Below are 15,292 nucleotides of genomic sequence, written 5' to 3'. Positions count from 1 at the left end.
ACGGGGATTCACTCGATTGGAGTGTTCCGTCATGGGCGATACGTCCACCACCGCCGATCAGGCGACCACCGCAGCAGTCACCCCGGCCACTGCGGCCAATCCGGCAGCGCCTGCTGCTCCCGTGGCACCTGCTGCACCGCAGGCCCCGGCCGCACCGGCCGCTCCCGCGGCTCCTGCCGCGTCGCCGGACCCGATCCGGGTGCCCGACGATCATCCGCTCGTCACCGCCCTCGCGGCGCAGAAGACCAAGACCGCTGATCTGCAGGCCAAGGTCGACCAGATCCCGGCCACCGTCGCCGCCGATCTGCGGGCGCACCTGATCGCGGTGCACCAGCTCGACGAGGCCACCGCGTCCACGCTGATCACCGGCACCACGCCGGAGACGGTGCTGGCGCAGGTGGCGGCAGTCGCCGGGCTCACCGCCCCGGCCGGCGCCGCGGCGCCGCGCCTGGGCACCACCAATTCCACTCCGCCGTCGGAGGCGGCCGCGTTCGTCGGCCAGCTGTTCGGCGGCACCGACTCCTAGAAGGAGAACCACCTCATGGCCGTGATCGATTCGGCGGGGCTTGTTCTGCCCCGCGACATCGCCGACACGATGATCCGCAAGACCCAGGACGGCAGCGTCGTCGCGCAGCTGTCGGCGTCCGAGCCGTTCCGGTTCGGCAACACCGACATCGTGACGGTGAACCAGGTCCCCAAGGCCGAGTTCGTCGGTGAGGGCGCCGACAAGGGCTCGACCGTCGAGACCTTCAGCTACGTCACCGCGACCCCGAAGAAGGCGCAGACGACCCTGCGGTTCAACGAGGAGGTGCAGTGGCGCGATCAGGACTACCAGCTCGGCGTCCTGAACGAACTCGCCACCGCGGCGGCCGAGTCGCTGCCCCGCGCCCTGGATCTGGCGGTGCTGCACGGCATCAACCCGCTCTCGGGTGCCGCGCTGTCGGGCAGCCCGGCGAAGCTGGCCGACGCGGCCACGGTGATCACCGCGGCCGGTGCTCCGGAGGCCGAGGTCGAGGCCACCATCGCGGCGCAGCTCGCCCCGGGCGGTTTCCCGACCGGTGTGGCGCTCTCGCCGGACTACGCGTTCGCCTACGCCACCCAGCGCTACCCCGAGGACCACGCCCGCGCCGGTGAGCTCGTCAACCCGGGCCTGCCGCTGAACCCGCGCGAGGTCGGTTCTATCCGGGGTCTGACCGCCGCGGTATCGGATACCGTCGCCGCGCCGGAGGCCGCCAGCGCCGCGGCGAAGAAGATCAAGGCGATCGTCGGGAACTGGAACGCCGGTGTCCGCTGGGGCGTCGCCCGGCAGCTGCCGGTCGAGATCATCAAGTTCGGTGACCCGGACGGGCAGGGCGACTTGAAGCGCAAGAACCAGATCGCGCTGCGTCTGGAGACCGCGTGGGTGTGGTACGTCGACCCGACCAAGTTCGCGCTCGTGAAGGCCGCGTGATGAAGCTGTATGCGCCCCGCACCGGGGTCGAAGCTCAGGTGGCCGACGACGCCCTGGCCGAGAAGCTGCTCGGGGAGGGCTGGACCAAGACGCGGCGTAAGCCGAAGACCAGCCCACCGGCCGGCACGGGCGAGGAGTAGGCCATGCCCGTGGTGACGCTGACCGCCGACGACATCACGCCGTTCGTCGAGATCGAGACCACGAAGCTGGCCGCGATGATCGAGGACGTGGTCGCGATGGCGGTCAGCGTCGCCCCGTGTATCGCCGACGACGCGTTCGCGCACGACAAGGCGGCGCGGGCGATCCTGCGCGGCGCGGTGCTGCGGTGGCACGCCGCGGACTCCGGGGCGATCACCCAGCAGGCCGCGGGCCCGTTCTCGCAGACGATCGACTCCACGACCCGCAAGTCGGGTCTGCTGTGGCCGTCGGAGATCGCCGCGCTGCAGGACCTGTGCCGCAACGCCACCGGCGGGGACGGGTCGGCGTTCGCCGTCGACACCCTCGCCGCACCGGTGAGCGTGGCGCACGCCGACATCTGCTCGATCTGGCTCGCCCCGGCGGCGGGGTGTTCGTGCGGGGCGTGGCTCGCCCAGGGCTCGGCACTGTGGGAGCGGGCGTGAGTCTCCCTGCCCGTTACGTCATCGAGGTCCGTGAGCTGATCGACGGTCCGCTCGACGACTTCGGCGACGCCGGACAGATGTGGTCGGAGTGGGCGCCCCACCGGATCATCGGCTGGGGCGTGCCGGCGACGGCCGAACCGAAGACCGCCGGCCACGACCGCGTGGTCGTCGACCTGGAACTGTATGTGCCGACCACCTTCCCGGCTCTGTCTCATCGCGGTCAGGTGCGCCTGGGCGGCGCCGTCTACGACGTGGTCGGCGAGCCCGAACGTTGCGACGGCAATCCGTTCGGCTGGAACCCGGGCGGCACGCTCAACCTGCGAAGGGTGGTCGGGTAGATGCCCAAGAAGATCAGGTTCAACAAGAACGCGTTCCGCGAGATCATGACTTCGCCGGAGATGGCGCAGGCCGTCGGCGCGGAGGTCGGCCGGATCGCCGGCCGTCTGGACCCTGACGACTACGAACACGTCGTCGAGCCCGGAGGCGACCGCGTCCGCGGCGCCGTCTGGACCAAGACCGACAAGGCCAAGCGGCGCACCGCCCGCGACGGTGAACTCCTGCACGCCCTCGGCGGCCACCAGTGACCGTGCGGTTCGGCAAGCCCGAAGCGCAGATCGTGCGGCTGCTCGCCGCGCGCCTGCCGGGCGTGGCCGTGGCCACCCGCGCCCCGCAGACCCTGCCCGCGCTGTTCGTGCGGCCGGTCGCGATCGGCGGCTCGGTCCGCACCGCGGCGCTGTCCCAGCGACTGGTGCAGCTGCACTTCTACGCCGCCACCGCCTCGGCCGCGGCCGACCTCGCCGAGACCGTCCTGGCCGCGCTCGTCGCCGCCGGCCAGGACCCCACCGAGAAGACGGTGCGCCGGGTCGACGTCGTCGGCGAACCCGCCGCGTACCCCGACCCGGACACCGACCGGCCGCGCTACAGCGCGACCGTCGCGCTCTGGCTGCGCGGCACTCCGCAGCCGTAGCCGCCACCCCCATTTGACTTCCTGACCGCGCCAGGTCAGGGCGCCGGGACCACCACCAATCACTCCACGAGAGGACCTTGATCATGGCGAACTCTGCCAACGTCACCGCCGTCATGCCCCGCGCCACCGGCGCGATCCGCAACGCCCCGCTGGGCACCGCGGGCCCCGATGACGCCGACACCGACCTCGACGCCGCGTTCGTCGACCAGGGCTACGTCGGCGAGGACGGCATCACCGAAGCCAACTCCCGCGACACCGACGCCAAGAAGGCGCTGGGCGGCGACACCGTCCGGGTCCTGCAGACCGGCTACGACAACACCTTCACCATCCCGCTCATCGAGGACAAGAACGTCGAAGTCCTCCGGCGCGTGTTCGGCGCCGACAACGTCATCGTGTCCGGCGACAACGTCACCGTGCGGAAGAACAAGAAGATCCTGCCGCGCGAGGCCTGGGTCATCGACCTGGAAGACGGCGAAGACCTGATCCGCACCTACATCCCCGAAGGCCAGGTCACCGAGGTCTCCGACGTCACTCTCAGCCACGGCGACATCGTCACCTACGAGCTGACGGTCACCGCGTACGCCTCCGACGTGATCGACGGCGACACCAGCCGCCAGTACCGCTACCGCGGCGTGCTGCCGGCGCCGGAGATCGTGAAGGTGTTCACCCTCGACGGCGGCGTCACCGCGTACACGGTCACCGTCGACGGCCAGACCACCGCGTCGATCGGCACCAAGACCGCCGCTGCGCTGCGCAGCGCGCTGGAGGCGCTGCCGAACGTAGGCGCCGGAAACGTGACCGTCACCGGCAGCTCCGGCGGCCCGCTGACGGCCACCTTCACCGTCGCGGTGACCGCGGTGTCGGCGTCGGGCACCGGCGGCACCGTCACCGTCGCCTGACCCATTCCTGCCGGCGAGGTACTCGCTGGTCCCGGCTGCCTCGCCGGCGGGGCTCCATCCGGGCCGGGACCAGCAAACCCCCACCAACTGTTGAAAGGCCGGGACCATGACCACCGAGAAGTTCCACTACACCCTCCCCGACGAGGCGAAGACGCAGATCACGCTGCCGCGGTTCAAGCAGATCCCCCTCGGCGTGATGCGCCGCCTGCGCAAGGAGTCCGACAGCGAGCAGCTGTTCGGCCTGTTCGAGGCGCTCGTCGACAAGGGCCTCATGTCCGAGGCCGACCTCGGCGCGCTCGACGACATCGGCCTCGGCGACATCGAGAAGCTGATGGACGCCTGGCAGGCCGACGGCGGGATCACCGCGGGGGAATAGCCGCCCTCGCCCGGATCGCCGACGAGCACACCAGTGCGCTCAACGCCGACCTGATCCGGGCAGGGCTGCGCCTGCGGGACGCCGGTACCCCGGCGTTCGACCTGATCGACCTGCGCGACTTCATCCGGCACAGCCCGGAGACGTCCGCGCTCTACACCGAGATCCACCCGCCCACCGAGGAATCGGTGTGGACCCTCGACCTGCTCCTCATGGCGGCGATGGTCGACGAACTGCGCTGGCTGCACTGGGCGAAGACGAAGGCCGGTGCGAAGGGGCGCGACGCCCCGAAGCCGATCCCGCGGCCGGGGATCGAACCGGCCGAAACGAAGGTCGTCGGGTCGACGTCGACCCCGCTGGACCGGGCCCGCGATCGCTACACGGTCAAGCGCAGGCCGGCGGCATGACCGCAAGCACTCGAAGGAGGTTCACATGGCCGTGAACTTGGCGACCGCCTATGTCGAGGTGATCCCTTCGATGAAGGGATTCTCGGGCCCGGTGAAGGCCGCATTCGGCGACATCGAGGCGCAGGCGTCGTCGTCGGGAGGCAAGTCCGGGGGCCTGTTCGGCGGGGCGTTCGGGAAGGCCACCAGCGGTCTCGGGTCGGCGATCAAGTGGGGTGTTGCGGGCGCTGCGGGGGCCGCGGGCGGCGTGGCGGCGGCGGCGTTCGTGAAGGGCTTCAACCGCCTGAACAACATCGACCAGGCCACCGCCAAGATGAAGGCCCTGAAGATGTCCACCAAGGACGTCGAGTCGGCGATGGCGTCGGCGAACAAGGCCGTCAAGGGCACCAGTTTCGGCCTGGATGAGGCCGCGGGCGCGGCAGCGATGGCGTCGGCGGCCGGGGTGAAGCTTGGCACCGACATGGACCGCTACCTGAAGATCGTCGCCGACTCGGCGGCGGTCGGCGGATCGAGTCTGTCGGAGATGGGCGCGATCTTCGGGAAGGTCGCCGCCACCGGCAAGCTTGACGGCGAAGTGATGGCGCAGCTGCTCGACCGGCAGATCGGGATCCTTCCGGCGCTGGCCGACAAGTACCACGTGACCTCCGAAGAGGCCGCGAAGATGGTGTCCGACGGCAAGGTGTCCTTCGAGGACTTCCAGTCCGTCATGGAGGGCATGGTCGGCGGCGGCGCGGAGAAGATGGGCAAGACGTTCTCCGGGTCGATGGCCAACATGAACGCCGCTCTGGGCCGTCTGGGCGCCAAGCTCCTGGCCCCGGTCTTCAACGCCGCGCCGCCGGTATTCGACGCGATCGGCAAGGGGATCGACTCGGTCGGGAAGAAGATCGAGCCGTTCGCCGCCGCGGTCGGCGACAAGATCTCGGGCCTGTTCTCCGGTGGTGGCGGGGAGGGCTTGATCGCGCCGCTGAAGGACGCGTTCGGCTCGATCCAGTCGATGGTGGCCGGGATCGACTTCGGCGCCATCGTCGACCGCCTGAAAGGCCTGGGCGAGCAGGCGATGCCGGTGCTGAAAGAGGTCGGGTCGTTCCTGCGGGAGTCCCTCGGGTTCGCGATCGAGCATTTGTCGGGGCTGGCGAAGATCTTCGGCCAGCACGCGGTCCGGGTGTTCAATGCGCTGAAGGGGCCGCTGAACTCGATCGGTGACACCATCAAGACCAAGGTGCTGCCCACGTTCAAGGGGATCGCCGAGTGGGCGCGCGGGCAGCTCCCGAAGGTGGCCGGCATCTTCAAGTCGGTGCGCGAGGTGATCTCCGCGCTGTCCCCGGTGGTCGCCAAGCTCGTCGGCCTCATCGCCGGCCGCCTCGCGCTGGCCTTCAAGGTGCTGTGGACGGTCATCAAGCCGGTGATCGCGATCCTCAAACCCGTCGTCGGGTTCCTGATCAGCGTGATCGGTGTCATCGCGAAGGTGATCGCCGGGCTCATCAAGGCGATCGCGCCGGTGGTGACATGGTTGCTCGACAAGCTCGCGAACCCGCTGAAGTCGATCTTCTCCGCGATCGGCGCCGTCGTCACCTGGCTGTGGCAGAACGTGATGCTGCCCGCGTGGACCGGGATCAAGGCCGCGGTCGGGCTGTTCTGGGACTGGCTGAGCGTCACCGTGTGGCCGCTGCTGAAGGCGATCTTCTCCGGGATCGGCACCGTGGTGATGTGGCTGTGGAACACGGTCTTCCAGCCTGCCTGGAACGGGATCAAGACCGTCATCGCCGCGGTGTGGGGATGGATCTCCGGCACCCTGTGGCCCGGCCTGAAGACGGTGTTCTCGGCGATCGGCCAGGTCGCCATGTGGCTGTGGCAGAACGTGATCGTCCCCGCCTGGGACGGCATCAAGACGGCGATCTCGGTCGCCCACGACGTCATCGCCGGCGTGATCGAGGGGATCAAGGGGTTCTTCCAGGGCGTCGCCGACAAGGCCGGGCAGGTGAAGGACTGGGTCGTCGGCAAGTGGAACGAGCTGATCGGGTTCTTCAAGGAACTGCCGGGCAAGATCGGCGACACTCTCGCTCGCGTGTGGGACGGCCTGAAGGACGGCTTCAAGGCCGCCCTGAACTGGATCATCGACAAGTGGAACAACTTCAAGATCCCCGCTGTGAAGGTGATGGGCAAGCAGGTCACCCCGGAGATCAACTTCCCCGACATCTCGCCTCTGGCGTCCGGTGGCCGGGTCCGCGGCCCGGGCGGCCCGACCGATGACCGGATCCCCGCGATGCTGTCGGATGGCGAGTACGTGGTGAACGCGGCGGCGGTCTCCAAGTTCGGCTACGGCTTCATGGACGCCATCAACGCCGGCCGCACCCCGATCTACCGGGCCGAGGGAGGTCCGGTCGGGCGGCTGGATGCGTGGAACGGTGGCGGCGGCGAAGCCAACTTGAAGGCGATCGCGGTGCTGGCGCGCCGCCTGATTCACAAGTTCTGGCCGCAGATCACCGACATCGGCGGCTACCGCGCGTCGGACCCGTACCCGGACCACCCCAGCGGGCAGGCGCTGGACATCATGCTCTCCGACGTGCTGACGGGCGACGCCGTCAAGGCGTGGCTGATGGACAACAAGGACGTCCTGTCGCTGAACTACACCATCTGGCAGCAGAAGTACGAGCCTGCCGAGGGCGGCGGCAACATCATGGAGGACCGCGGCAGCCCGACCCAGAACCACATGGACCACATCCATGCGCTGTTCGGGCAGATCGGGTCACCGCCGCAGGTCGACGTCGACGTCATCCCGCCGAACCTGAAGTTCCCACCGCACGTCCAGGCCGACACCCCCGCCGACAGCACCGACACGACGACCGGCACTACTGACACCACCACCTCGACGCCGGCCGACTCCGGCCCGCAGTTGTCGCCGCAGGCCGAGCGGGAGAAGAAGCTGGCCGACCGGATCACCGAGAACTTCGGCAACGCCGCCAAGACCGGCGTCGAAGGGCAGCTGCAGGACGCGCTGAGCGTGTTCTCGATCGGCGACTCCCCGCCGCTGCTGGCCGCCTACAACAAGTACCTGGAGGACAAGAAGGCCTACGACGAGTCCACCAAGCAGGGCTCGGGCACCTCGAAGCAGGATCAGCTGGCGGCGAAGCAGTCGTACGAGCAGGCCCAACTCGCCCGTAAACGCAAGTACGAGGACGATCTTGCCGCGGCGAAGGCCGAGTACGACAAGTACCCGAAGGCGCCCGGCGCGAAGACCAAGTACGAGGACCGCAAGCGTGAGCTGAAGCGGCAGTACGAGGACGACAAGCTCAAGGCCAAGCAGGACTACGAGCAGTCCAAGCTCAACAAGACCGGCGACGCACCGGCCGACGGTGGCGGCCCCACCGGCTCTCCCACGCTGGCGAATATGCCGAAGATCACCTACAGCCAGTCCGGCGGCGCCGAGCAGTGGCGTCCGCTGATGAAGTGGGCGATCGGCTACGTCGGCAAGGGTCTGTCGGCGGCCGCCGACCAGGTCGACGCTGGCGTCAAGCAGATCGACACCGAATCCGGTGGCGATCCTGGGATCACCCAGCAGGTGCAAGACGTCAACTCCGGCACCGATCCGGCGCTCGGGCTGCTGCAGGTGATCGGGTCGACGTTCACCGCGAACCGGGATCCGCGGCTGCCCGACGACCGCACCGACCCGGCCGCGAACATCGTCGCCGCGCTGCGCTACTACGTCGGGAAGTACGGCACCAACCTCACCACTACTTGGGGCCACGGGCACGGCTACGCCCGCGGCGGCTGGGTCCGTGGGCTGGGCACCTCGACGTCGGACTCGATCCGCGCCCGGCTGTCGGACGGGGAGTTCGTGCTGCGGGCAGCGGCGGCCCGCCGGGCGCCGCTGCTGGCCGAGGCGATCAATTCCGGCCGGGTCACCGACGCCGACCTCGCCCCGGGAACCGGCAGCGACCGGCGCCGTCCGGTGCAGCAGCGCACCACCAACGTCACGTTCGCGAACGAGTCCGAGTACTGGGAACGCGAGAAGAACCTGCAGCGACTGGCCGCTGCGCGAGGGGGGATCGGGTGAGCGTCAACGACGGTTTCGCCGTCACCGTCTACGGTGTCGACGGCTCCCGCTGGGACGTCCACGGTCCTCTCGCGGGCCGGCAGGGCGTCTGGCTCGGTGAGGGGCAGGTGCAGGCGATTTACGACGCGCCGATCGAAACACGCTGGGCGACGACCGCGGGCGGCCGCGGCGCCAGACCGCGGCGGCGCGTCTGGCTGCCGCGAGACTTCACCCTCGGGTTCCACGTCAATGACGACACCGCCGGCCGCCGCGAATCCGCTCTCGCGCTGGCGCTCGGCTCCGAACCGTACCCGTGGGACCCCGCCCGCCGGGCCGCGCGCATGGTGATCACCGCACCGCTGCAAGACGACGGGCCGCGGACCCTGTACTTCGAGGCCAAAGAGACCCCCGAACTCGTCGCCGACCAGGACACCCTGGCCGCCGAATACGCGAACACCCTCTACTCGTGCCGCGCCGGGCAACCCTTGTACGAGTCCGAACCGGAAGCGGTCGCCTTCGAGCAGTCCGGCACCAGCGGCGCGGGGACCGTGGTGCTGTCGAATCCGTCGGACACCGCATGTGAGTACACCGTCGAACTCACCCCGGCCACTTGGACACTCCCGGACCCGTCCTGGACGGGACAGGCCGGGGCGGTCGCGCCGGGCGGCCCGCACGCCGCGCGCACGCTCACCGCAGTGGTCGAGCCCGGCGACGTCACCGCCCGGTTCACCCGCCGCCGCGACCAGCTCCTCGCCCAGACCGCGGCCGGCACCAACCTCGTCGCCCGCCAGCAGGGCCGGTTCCTCGTCTACGACCTGCCCGCCTGGCTGCCGCCCACGCCGCTGCCGATCTCCTACACCGGCGCCCCGCCCGGCGGTGCACGCGCGGAGTACACGCTGCCGCGGCTGTGGACCCGACCGTGGGGCATGAGCCTGGCCGACCGGCCCGCCGAGGTGCTGCCGTGACCGCACTGGCCGACCAGCTCGCCGCCGGCCGCGCCGCGATCGACGCCGAGAACCAGCGCCTGGCTTTCGAGCGCATGCTGCCGCCGACGGTCTACCTGTACGACGGCCACCAGCGCCTGACGCATGTCCTCCTGGACGTCACCTCGGTGGAGTGGGAGGACATCGAGAACGACGTCGGTTCCCTCGTCGTCACGATCGACGAGACCCATCCGGCCGCCGACTGGATCCGCGACACCGACGGCCGCATCGCGCGCGGCGAAGGCGAGAACGTCCACGTCGAATACCGGTACGCCGGGACCCGGATCTCCGGGCGCGTCGACGAGAACGGTCTGGTTCCCGACGCGGGCGGGCATCTGGTGACCCTCACCTGCCTCGGCGAATACGAGAACCTGAAGATCCCCGTCTGGTCCAACCCGGTTCTGCCCGCGTGGTTCCAGTTCCCGCGCGTCTTCCTGCTCGCCGGGCCCGCGATCTGGTGCCTGAAGACGACGCTGATGCTGCAGCTGCTGCGGATCAACTCCTCGGCGTGGCAGATCCCGAACGACCCGATGAACCCCATGTCGTGGCTGGTGGGTGGCCTCGACATGTCCACCTGGGATGTCGTCGTCAAACCGACCACACTGCTGGAAGATCTCGACGCCGGCACTGTGTGGTGTCTGGTGAACTCACGGTTCCGGAACTGGACCGACCTGGCAGCCCCCATCCTCGACGACGCCGAACTGACCGTCGTCACCTACCGGTGGCGGGCCGGGGATCCTGAGCCGTGGCCCGGTGCCGTCATCGGCGACGGCGCGCTCGTGGTGGACATCGTCGACAACTCCCGCCACCGCGAAGGCGCGGCGAACGGCGGCACCGTCTTCGACGGTCTGACCCGCACCATGCGCGAGGCCGTCGGCGACCTCATCGAAGACACCGAGATCCTGCTCACGGGGGCGCCGCAGGGGATCGGCGCGGCCTGGGATGACATGTTCACCACCGCGCCCGGCTACCCGTCGATCCACATTCCCGACGACGGCGACGGCCGCGTCACCGTGCGCCGCCGCCCCGCGAAGGGCGGCATCATCACCATGGGCGGCCAATCCGCGCCCGGCGTGAACGAAGGCATCAGCGCCGGAGTGCAGGCCGGCGTGGACCTGCTCACCTCGAATCTGAACATCAACGGATACGGAGTCGGGCCGCAGGGCGGCGCCGTCGACACACTCCTCAGCCCGTTCTACTCCGACGTCGTCGCGGCATTCATGTCGTCGAACCTGCCGATCCGCAACGCCCGGACCGGCTCGTCGCGGCTGTACGAGATCATGCTCGACCTCCCGGGGAAGGCGTACACCCTCAGCTCGGTGATGGCGTTCCGCGCTGCGATCCGGGAGACCCGCGGCGGCCCGACCATCGACTGCGACTTCCCGTCGTCGGGGCCGTGGCTGCTCGGGCAGCCACGGCACGGCCATGCCTGGACTGGTCAGCCCGTCAGCTTCGAGGTACCCGGAGACCGGTCGGGGAAGGTCGAAGTTCAGCGGATCAAGCGGGTGTCGGGGAAGTGGGACGACAAGACCAGCCCCGACGACCTGTCCGCCACCTGCGGGGCGCGCGCCGACCGCGACCCCTTCGAGACCATCGCCGGCCGTATCCGCGACCTGGCCGAAGCAGCGAAAGACCTGGGAGTATGGGGATGAAACATCGTCGCACCGATCCGGAGTGCACGCAGTTCCGGCAGCCGCGGGGCCTGATCGCCCTGTGGTGGTTCTCCCGCCGCCGCGGCCTGATCTGCCGGGTGTGCGCGGTCGGCTATCCCGCGTGGGAGGCCTGACATGTGCGACCTGTGCACCACGCCGTTCGACGCGCTCACCGACGACGAGCTGGACCAGATGATCCAGGGACTGTCGGTCACCTTCGTGGCGCTGCCGATGGTCGTCGGCGCCCCACTGATCATGGATCCTGGCTACTACCTTGAAGTCGCCCGGCACCAGATCGAAGCCGGCGTCCGGATCTGCCCCGACCTGGCGATCAAGCACTACCGGCCGCCCGCCGACGACCGGCCTCTCGGCACCTGGATCTACGACGACGCCCACACCGAGACCGAGACCCCCGCCGAACGGATCCGGCGCGCGGTCCGCGAGCAGCGCGAGGCGTACGCCGCCGAGGTCGCCCGCCGCCGCGCCGCCGGGGACCTCCGACCCGAAACCCCCGTGATGAAGGAGAACTGACATGTCCGATCCGATCTGGCTTGCCGAGGTGCTGCGCGCCGCGGGCCTCAAAGTCGATGTCTTGCCCGGCGCGATGGACCGAGGTCACGGCGACTTCGGCGCCATCTGGGGTGTCGTCGCCCACCACACCGGCTCCAACTCGGCGACAGCGAACTCGATCGCGCACCATCCCGAACTCGGCCTGTGCTCCCAGCTCCACCTCGGCCGCGACGGCAAGTTCACCGTGTGCGGTGTCGGGATCGCCTGGCACGCCGGACAGGGCTCCTACCCGGGACTGCCCGCCAACAACGCGAACCAGGTGACCATCGGCATCGAGGCCGCGAACGACGGCGGCGGCTCGCCGGGCCGCCCGCACCGCAGCTCGTGGCCCGACGCCCAGTACAACGCGTACGTCACCGGTGTCGCGGCGATCCTCAACAAGCTCGGCCAGCCCGCCACCCACGTCATCGGCCACAAAGAGTGGGCGGGTGCGGCGCAGGGCAAGTGGGACCCCGGCGCCATCGACATGACCATCTTCCGCGCCGACGTGGCGCGAGAGCAGACCCGGCTGAAGACCGGTACCCCGACCAGTGGAGGAACCATGGCACTGACCCCCGAGCAGGACATCAAGGCGCAGCTGACCGGCAGCCCGAAGCCCGGTGAGTATCCCGGCTGGCCGCAGCTCGGCGGCCGCACCCTGGTCGACGCCGTCGCTGCGCTCGGCGCCAAACTCGGCGTCGACGGCTTCGTCGATCCGAAGGCCAAGAAGTGACCCCGGCGGTCCGGCAGCGCATCTACCTGGTGCTCACCGCCGCACTGCCGATCCTCGTCGCCTACGGTGTCCTCGCTGACACCGAGGTCGCGATGTGGCTTGCCCTCGGCTCCGCGGTCCTGGGCACCGGCGGCTTCGCGATGGCCGCCGTCAACACCCCGTCCGCCAGGCATCACGGAGACGAGCCGGAGTGAGGGACGTGAACGTCGACGACTGGCGCGAGGTGATCGTCTGGTTCCTCCTCGCGCTCCCGGCGATCATCGGTGCCGTCGCCGGCATTCTCGGCCTGCGCCGGGCGAAAGCGAACGGCCAGCACGCCGTCCAGACGGCCGAGGACATGCGCGTGGTCCGCGAGCAGGTGGAGAACACCCACACCTCCAACCTGCGCGACGACATCGACGTACTGCGCGACGAGGTGCGGGCACTGACCAAGCTGGTGACCCGGGTGGACGACAAGGCGTCGAGGATCGGCGACGAACTGCGCACCGAGAACAAGCTGCGCCGCGACGCCGACGCCCGCACCAACGGCAAGGTCGACGCCGCGATCGAATGGGCCACCGACGTCATCGCCAAACACCACCCGGAGGACTCCCGGTGACTCTGCCCGGCGGCCTGCCCGCCCTCTCGCCGTATTCGATCGTCGCCAACCAGCCGCCGTCCGAACTCGCCCCCGACCTGTCCGGCTTCTACGGCCTCACCGAGCAGCAGATGAAGGACTGGATCGAAGGGAACTGGCGCCCCACGTTCGCCGACGTAGGATTCCCCCTCGAAGTGCTGCGGTCGTTGCAGAACGCGATCGTGTCCGCCTTGACCGGCGACTTCGGGCCGTTCATCGACCTCATCGGCGAAGTCCCGATCCTCGGCGACGTCGTCGGCGCGATCGCGTCGTTCGCGAAGGTCGACCTGTCGCGGCTGACCAGCTCGCCCCGCGCTCTGCTCGCCGCTGGCAGCTTCGACGCGCCGGAGACGATCGTGTCCGGGTCGGGCTGGGCGTGGGATTCGGACGTGTACCGGACGGTGGCGCCCGGTATCCCGGCGGGCTCGGCGCGCTTCGACTGCGCCGGCGCGCGGGGCCTGCGCCTGTCGGACCCCGAGGCGGAGATCGATCCGGGTGAGGTGACGGCGCTGGAGGCGTGGGCGTCGTGGCGGGATGTCGTGTCCGCGGGCGGCCGGGTGCGGCTGCTGGTGCGCTGGTACGACTCGGCCCGCACGGTGATCGGCGAAACCGAGGTCGCGTCGATCGTGATCTCTGGGACCGCGGACTGGACGAAACTCTCGGGGTCGGCGACGGGCCCGGCCGGGTGTGTCGCGGGCCGGACGCTACTGCGTGTGGACGAGGAATGCTCTGCCGGCGCGGTGTGGGTGGATGACGTCGACTGGACGTCGACGCGGCAGTCGCTTCCGCAGGAGTGGGTGTCGGGGCTGACCGCGGCCCTGGCCGCGTTGGGCGCGGACGTGGCGGCAGCGGTGGGCTGGATCAAGAGCCTGATCGAGAAGCTGACCGGCCGCGCGCGCACCGAGATCACAGACGCGATCGCCGACGTGACCGAGTTCGCGGCACAGCTGAAGACCATCCTGTCCGGCGGGTCTGTGTCCTCGCCGCTTCCGACATTGGCTGGCGCGAGCATCGCGCAGTTGCGGACCATGCTCCAGCAGATCGCCGACATCCTCAACGGGCTCGTGGTGACCCCGATCAACTCTGCGGTGGCTGGGGTCGCGGACTGGTTCACCGGCCTGCTCGGCTGGCAGTCCACCACGACGACCAACGTGCAGGCGGCGCAGTCGACGGCCACCGCAATCGGCACGGGCATCGTCGAAGGCTGGGCAGGTGGTAGCTCGACCGGCGCCGACCAGAGCGTGTTCGACACGATGGCCGCTGTCCGCTCACTCGTCGGCGGCGACGGATACACGCGGGTCAACATCACGTCCTCAACGACGTGGACGAAGCCAGCGGGAACCACTGAGGTGATCGTGGTGGGGATCGCATCTGGTGGCAACGGTGCCGCCGGGGGCGATGGGGGTGGTGCCGGTGGCCTCGGCGGGGGACACAAGGTGCAGGCGCTGGATGCAGGCGCCTTCACTTCGCTTCACGTCACGGTCGGCGTATCTGGCCAGGCGACGCAATTCCGCTCGAATGGCCCGAGTGGGCCAGTCTTGATGGAAGCGATTCCTGGTGGCGCTGGCGCTATGGCGACGCAATTCGGGTATACGGGGAGCAACTCGCAGGCCGGTAATGGCGGTGCCGGGGGTGCTGGTGCAGGAAGCGGTGGGGGTCCTACTGCGGGATATTCGGGATCGGCTTCGGCTGCTGCGGCTGGCGGCGGGGGCGGAACAGCTGGCACTGTCGGCGTATCGGGCCGGGATGGCGGCCCAGGCACCGCCGGATCGAACGCTGGTGGGCAAGTGCCCTGTGGCGGTGGGGGTGCCGGAGGCGGTGGAGGTGGCGGAATTGTCAATGTGACATTCGCGACGGGGAAGAACGGCGGCCAGGGTGGTGCGGGCGGGTTTCCTGGTGGCGGAGGTGGCGGCGGTGGCGGCCGAGGCACTGCCGGATACGGCAACGGCACATCCGGATCCGGTGGTGCTGGTGGCGCCGGCCTCGGGATCATCTTCTACCGGTAGGACACAA

The 15,292-nt window shown here is 69.6% G+C and carries 19 protein-coding genes; all 19 read left to right on the top strand.

Annotated elements, in window-relative coordinates; genetic code table 11:
* The first annotated feature begins 31 nt into the window (after positions 1-31).
* The 19 genes from MYK68_RS14020 (at position 32) to MYK68_RS13930 (ending at position 15,285) form a co-directional block, all read left to right on the top strand.
* Complete coding sequence (locus MYK68_RS14020; protein WP_247864293.1) at positions 32-526, top strand: hypothetical protein; 495 nt, start codon at positions 32-34, stop codon at positions 524-526.
* A 15-nt stretch (positions 527-541) separates the two neighbouring features.
* Positions 542-1,450, top strand: a complete 909-nt coding sequence (locus MYK68_RS14015; protein WP_247864292.1) for a phage major capsid protein — start codon at positions 542-544, stop codon at positions 1,448-1,450.
* Entirely contained in the window at positions 1,447-1,590 is a 144-nt protein-coding gene (locus MYK68_RS14010) for a hypothetical protein (RefSeq protein ID WP_247864291.1), read from the top strand. The genes MYK68_RS14015 and MYK68_RS14010 overlap by 4 nt, the downstream gene beginning before the upstream one ends.
* Positions 1,591-1,593: 3 nt before the next feature.
* The gene (locus MYK68_RS14005) at positions 1,594-2,070 is read left to right on the top strand and encodes a hypothetical protein (RefSeq protein WP_247864290.1); all 477 of its coding nucleotides are present in this window, start codon (positions 1,594-1,596) and stop codon (positions 2,068-2,070) included.
* The gene (locus MYK68_RS14000) at positions 2,067-2,408 is read left to right on the top strand and encodes a hypothetical protein (RefSeq protein WP_247864289.1); all 342 of its coding nucleotides are present in this window, start codon (positions 2,067-2,069) and stop codon (positions 2,406-2,408) included. The genes MYK68_RS14005 and MYK68_RS14000 overlap by 4 nt, the downstream gene beginning before the upstream one ends.
* The gene (locus MYK68_RS13995; protein ID WP_247864288.1) at positions 2,409-2,654 is read left to right on the top strand and encodes a hypothetical protein; all 246 of its coding nucleotides are present in this window, start codon (positions 2,409-2,411) and stop codon (positions 2,652-2,654) included.
* Positions 2,651-3,037 (top strand): hypothetical protein, encoded by a 387-nt coding sequence (locus tag MYK68_RS13990; protein WP_247864287.1) that lies wholly within the window; start codon positions 2,651-2,653, stop codon positions 3,035-3,037. The genes MYK68_RS13995 and MYK68_RS13990 overlap by 4 nt, the downstream gene beginning before the upstream one ends.
* Positions 3,038-3,120: 83 nt before the next feature.
* A complete protein-coding gene (locus tag MYK68_RS13985) occupies positions 3,121-3,936 on the top strand; it encodes a phage tail tube protein (RefSeq protein WP_247864286.1) in 816 nt (271 codons plus the stop codon).
* A gap of 106 nt (positions 3,937-4,042) precedes the next feature.
* Positions 4,043-4,312: a hypothetical protein gene (locus tag MYK68_RS13980; protein WP_247864285.1), complete on the top strand. Its 270-nt coding sequence runs from the start codon at positions 4,043-4,045 to the stop codon at positions 4,310-4,312.
* A gap of 185 nt (positions 4,313-4,497) precedes the next feature.
* Entirely contained in the window at positions 4,498-4,716 is a 219-nt protein-coding gene (locus MYK68_RS13975; protein WP_247864284.1) for a DUF5361 domain-containing protein, read from the top strand.
* Between the two features lie 25 nt (positions 4,717-4,741).
* The gene (locus MYK68_RS13970; protein ID WP_247864283.1) at positions 4,742-8,767 is read left to right on the top strand and encodes a VldE C-terminal domain-containing protein; all 4,026 of its coding nucleotides are present in this window, start codon (positions 4,742-4,744) and stop codon (positions 8,765-8,767) included.
* The gene (locus MYK68_RS13965; protein ID WP_247864282.1) at positions 8,764-9,711 is read left to right on the top strand and encodes a hypothetical protein; all 948 of its coding nucleotides are present in this window, start codon (positions 8,764-8,766) and stop codon (positions 9,709-9,711) included. The genes MYK68_RS13970 and MYK68_RS13965 overlap by 4 nt, the downstream gene beginning before the upstream one ends.
* Positions 9,708-11,381: a Gp37-like protein gene (locus tag MYK68_RS13960; RefSeq protein ID WP_247864281.1), complete on the top strand. Its 1,674-nt coding sequence runs from the start codon at positions 9,708-9,710 to the stop codon at positions 11,379-11,381. Before MYK68_RS13965 ends, MYK68_RS13960 begins: the two co-directional genes overlap by 4 nt.
* A complete protein-coding gene (locus tag MYK68_RS13955; protein ID WP_247864280.1) occupies positions 11,378-11,515 on the top strand; it encodes a hypothetical protein in 138 nt (45 codons plus the stop codon). Before MYK68_RS13960 ends, MYK68_RS13955 begins: the two co-directional genes overlap by 4 nt.
* A 1-nt stretch (position 11,516) precedes the next feature.
* Entirely contained in the window at positions 11,517-11,912 is a 396-nt protein-coding gene (locus MYK68_RS13950; protein ID WP_247864279.1) for a phage gene 29 protein family protein, read from the top strand.
* 1 nt (position 11,913) lies between these two features.
* Positions 11,914-12,663: a peptidoglycan recognition protein family protein gene (locus MYK68_RS13945; RefSeq protein WP_247864278.1), complete on the top strand. Its 750-nt coding sequence runs from the start codon at positions 11,914-11,916 to the stop codon at positions 12,661-12,663.
* Entirely contained in the window at positions 12,660-12,857 is a 198-nt protein-coding gene (locus MYK68_RS13940; RefSeq protein ID WP_247864277.1) for a phage holin, read from the top strand. Before MYK68_RS13945 ends, MYK68_RS13940 begins: the two co-directional genes overlap by 4 nt.
* Positions 12,854-13,261, top strand: a complete 408-nt coding sequence (locus tag MYK68_RS13935; RefSeq protein ID WP_247864276.1) for a DUF2746 domain-containing protein — start codon at positions 12,854-12,856, stop codon at positions 13,259-13,261. The genes MYK68_RS13940 and MYK68_RS13935 overlap by 4 nt, the downstream gene beginning before the upstream one ends.
* A 209-nt stretch (positions 13,262-13,470) precedes the next feature.
* Positions 13,471-15,285 carry a hypothetical protein gene (locus tag MYK68_RS13930; RefSeq protein WP_247864275.1) on the top strand — a complete coding sequence of 605 codons (1,815 nt, stop codon included), beginning with the start codon at positions 13,471-13,473 and terminating at the stop codon, positions 15,283-15,285.
* Positions 15,286-15,292: the final 7 nt, after the last annotated feature.

It is taken from the genome of Gordonia sp. PP30 (assembly GCF_023100845.1).
Lineage (GTDB): Bacteria > Actinomycetota > Actinomycetes > Mycobacteriales > Mycobacteriaceae > Gordonia.
This window is presented reverse-complemented; position numbering and strand designations above follow the sequence as displayed.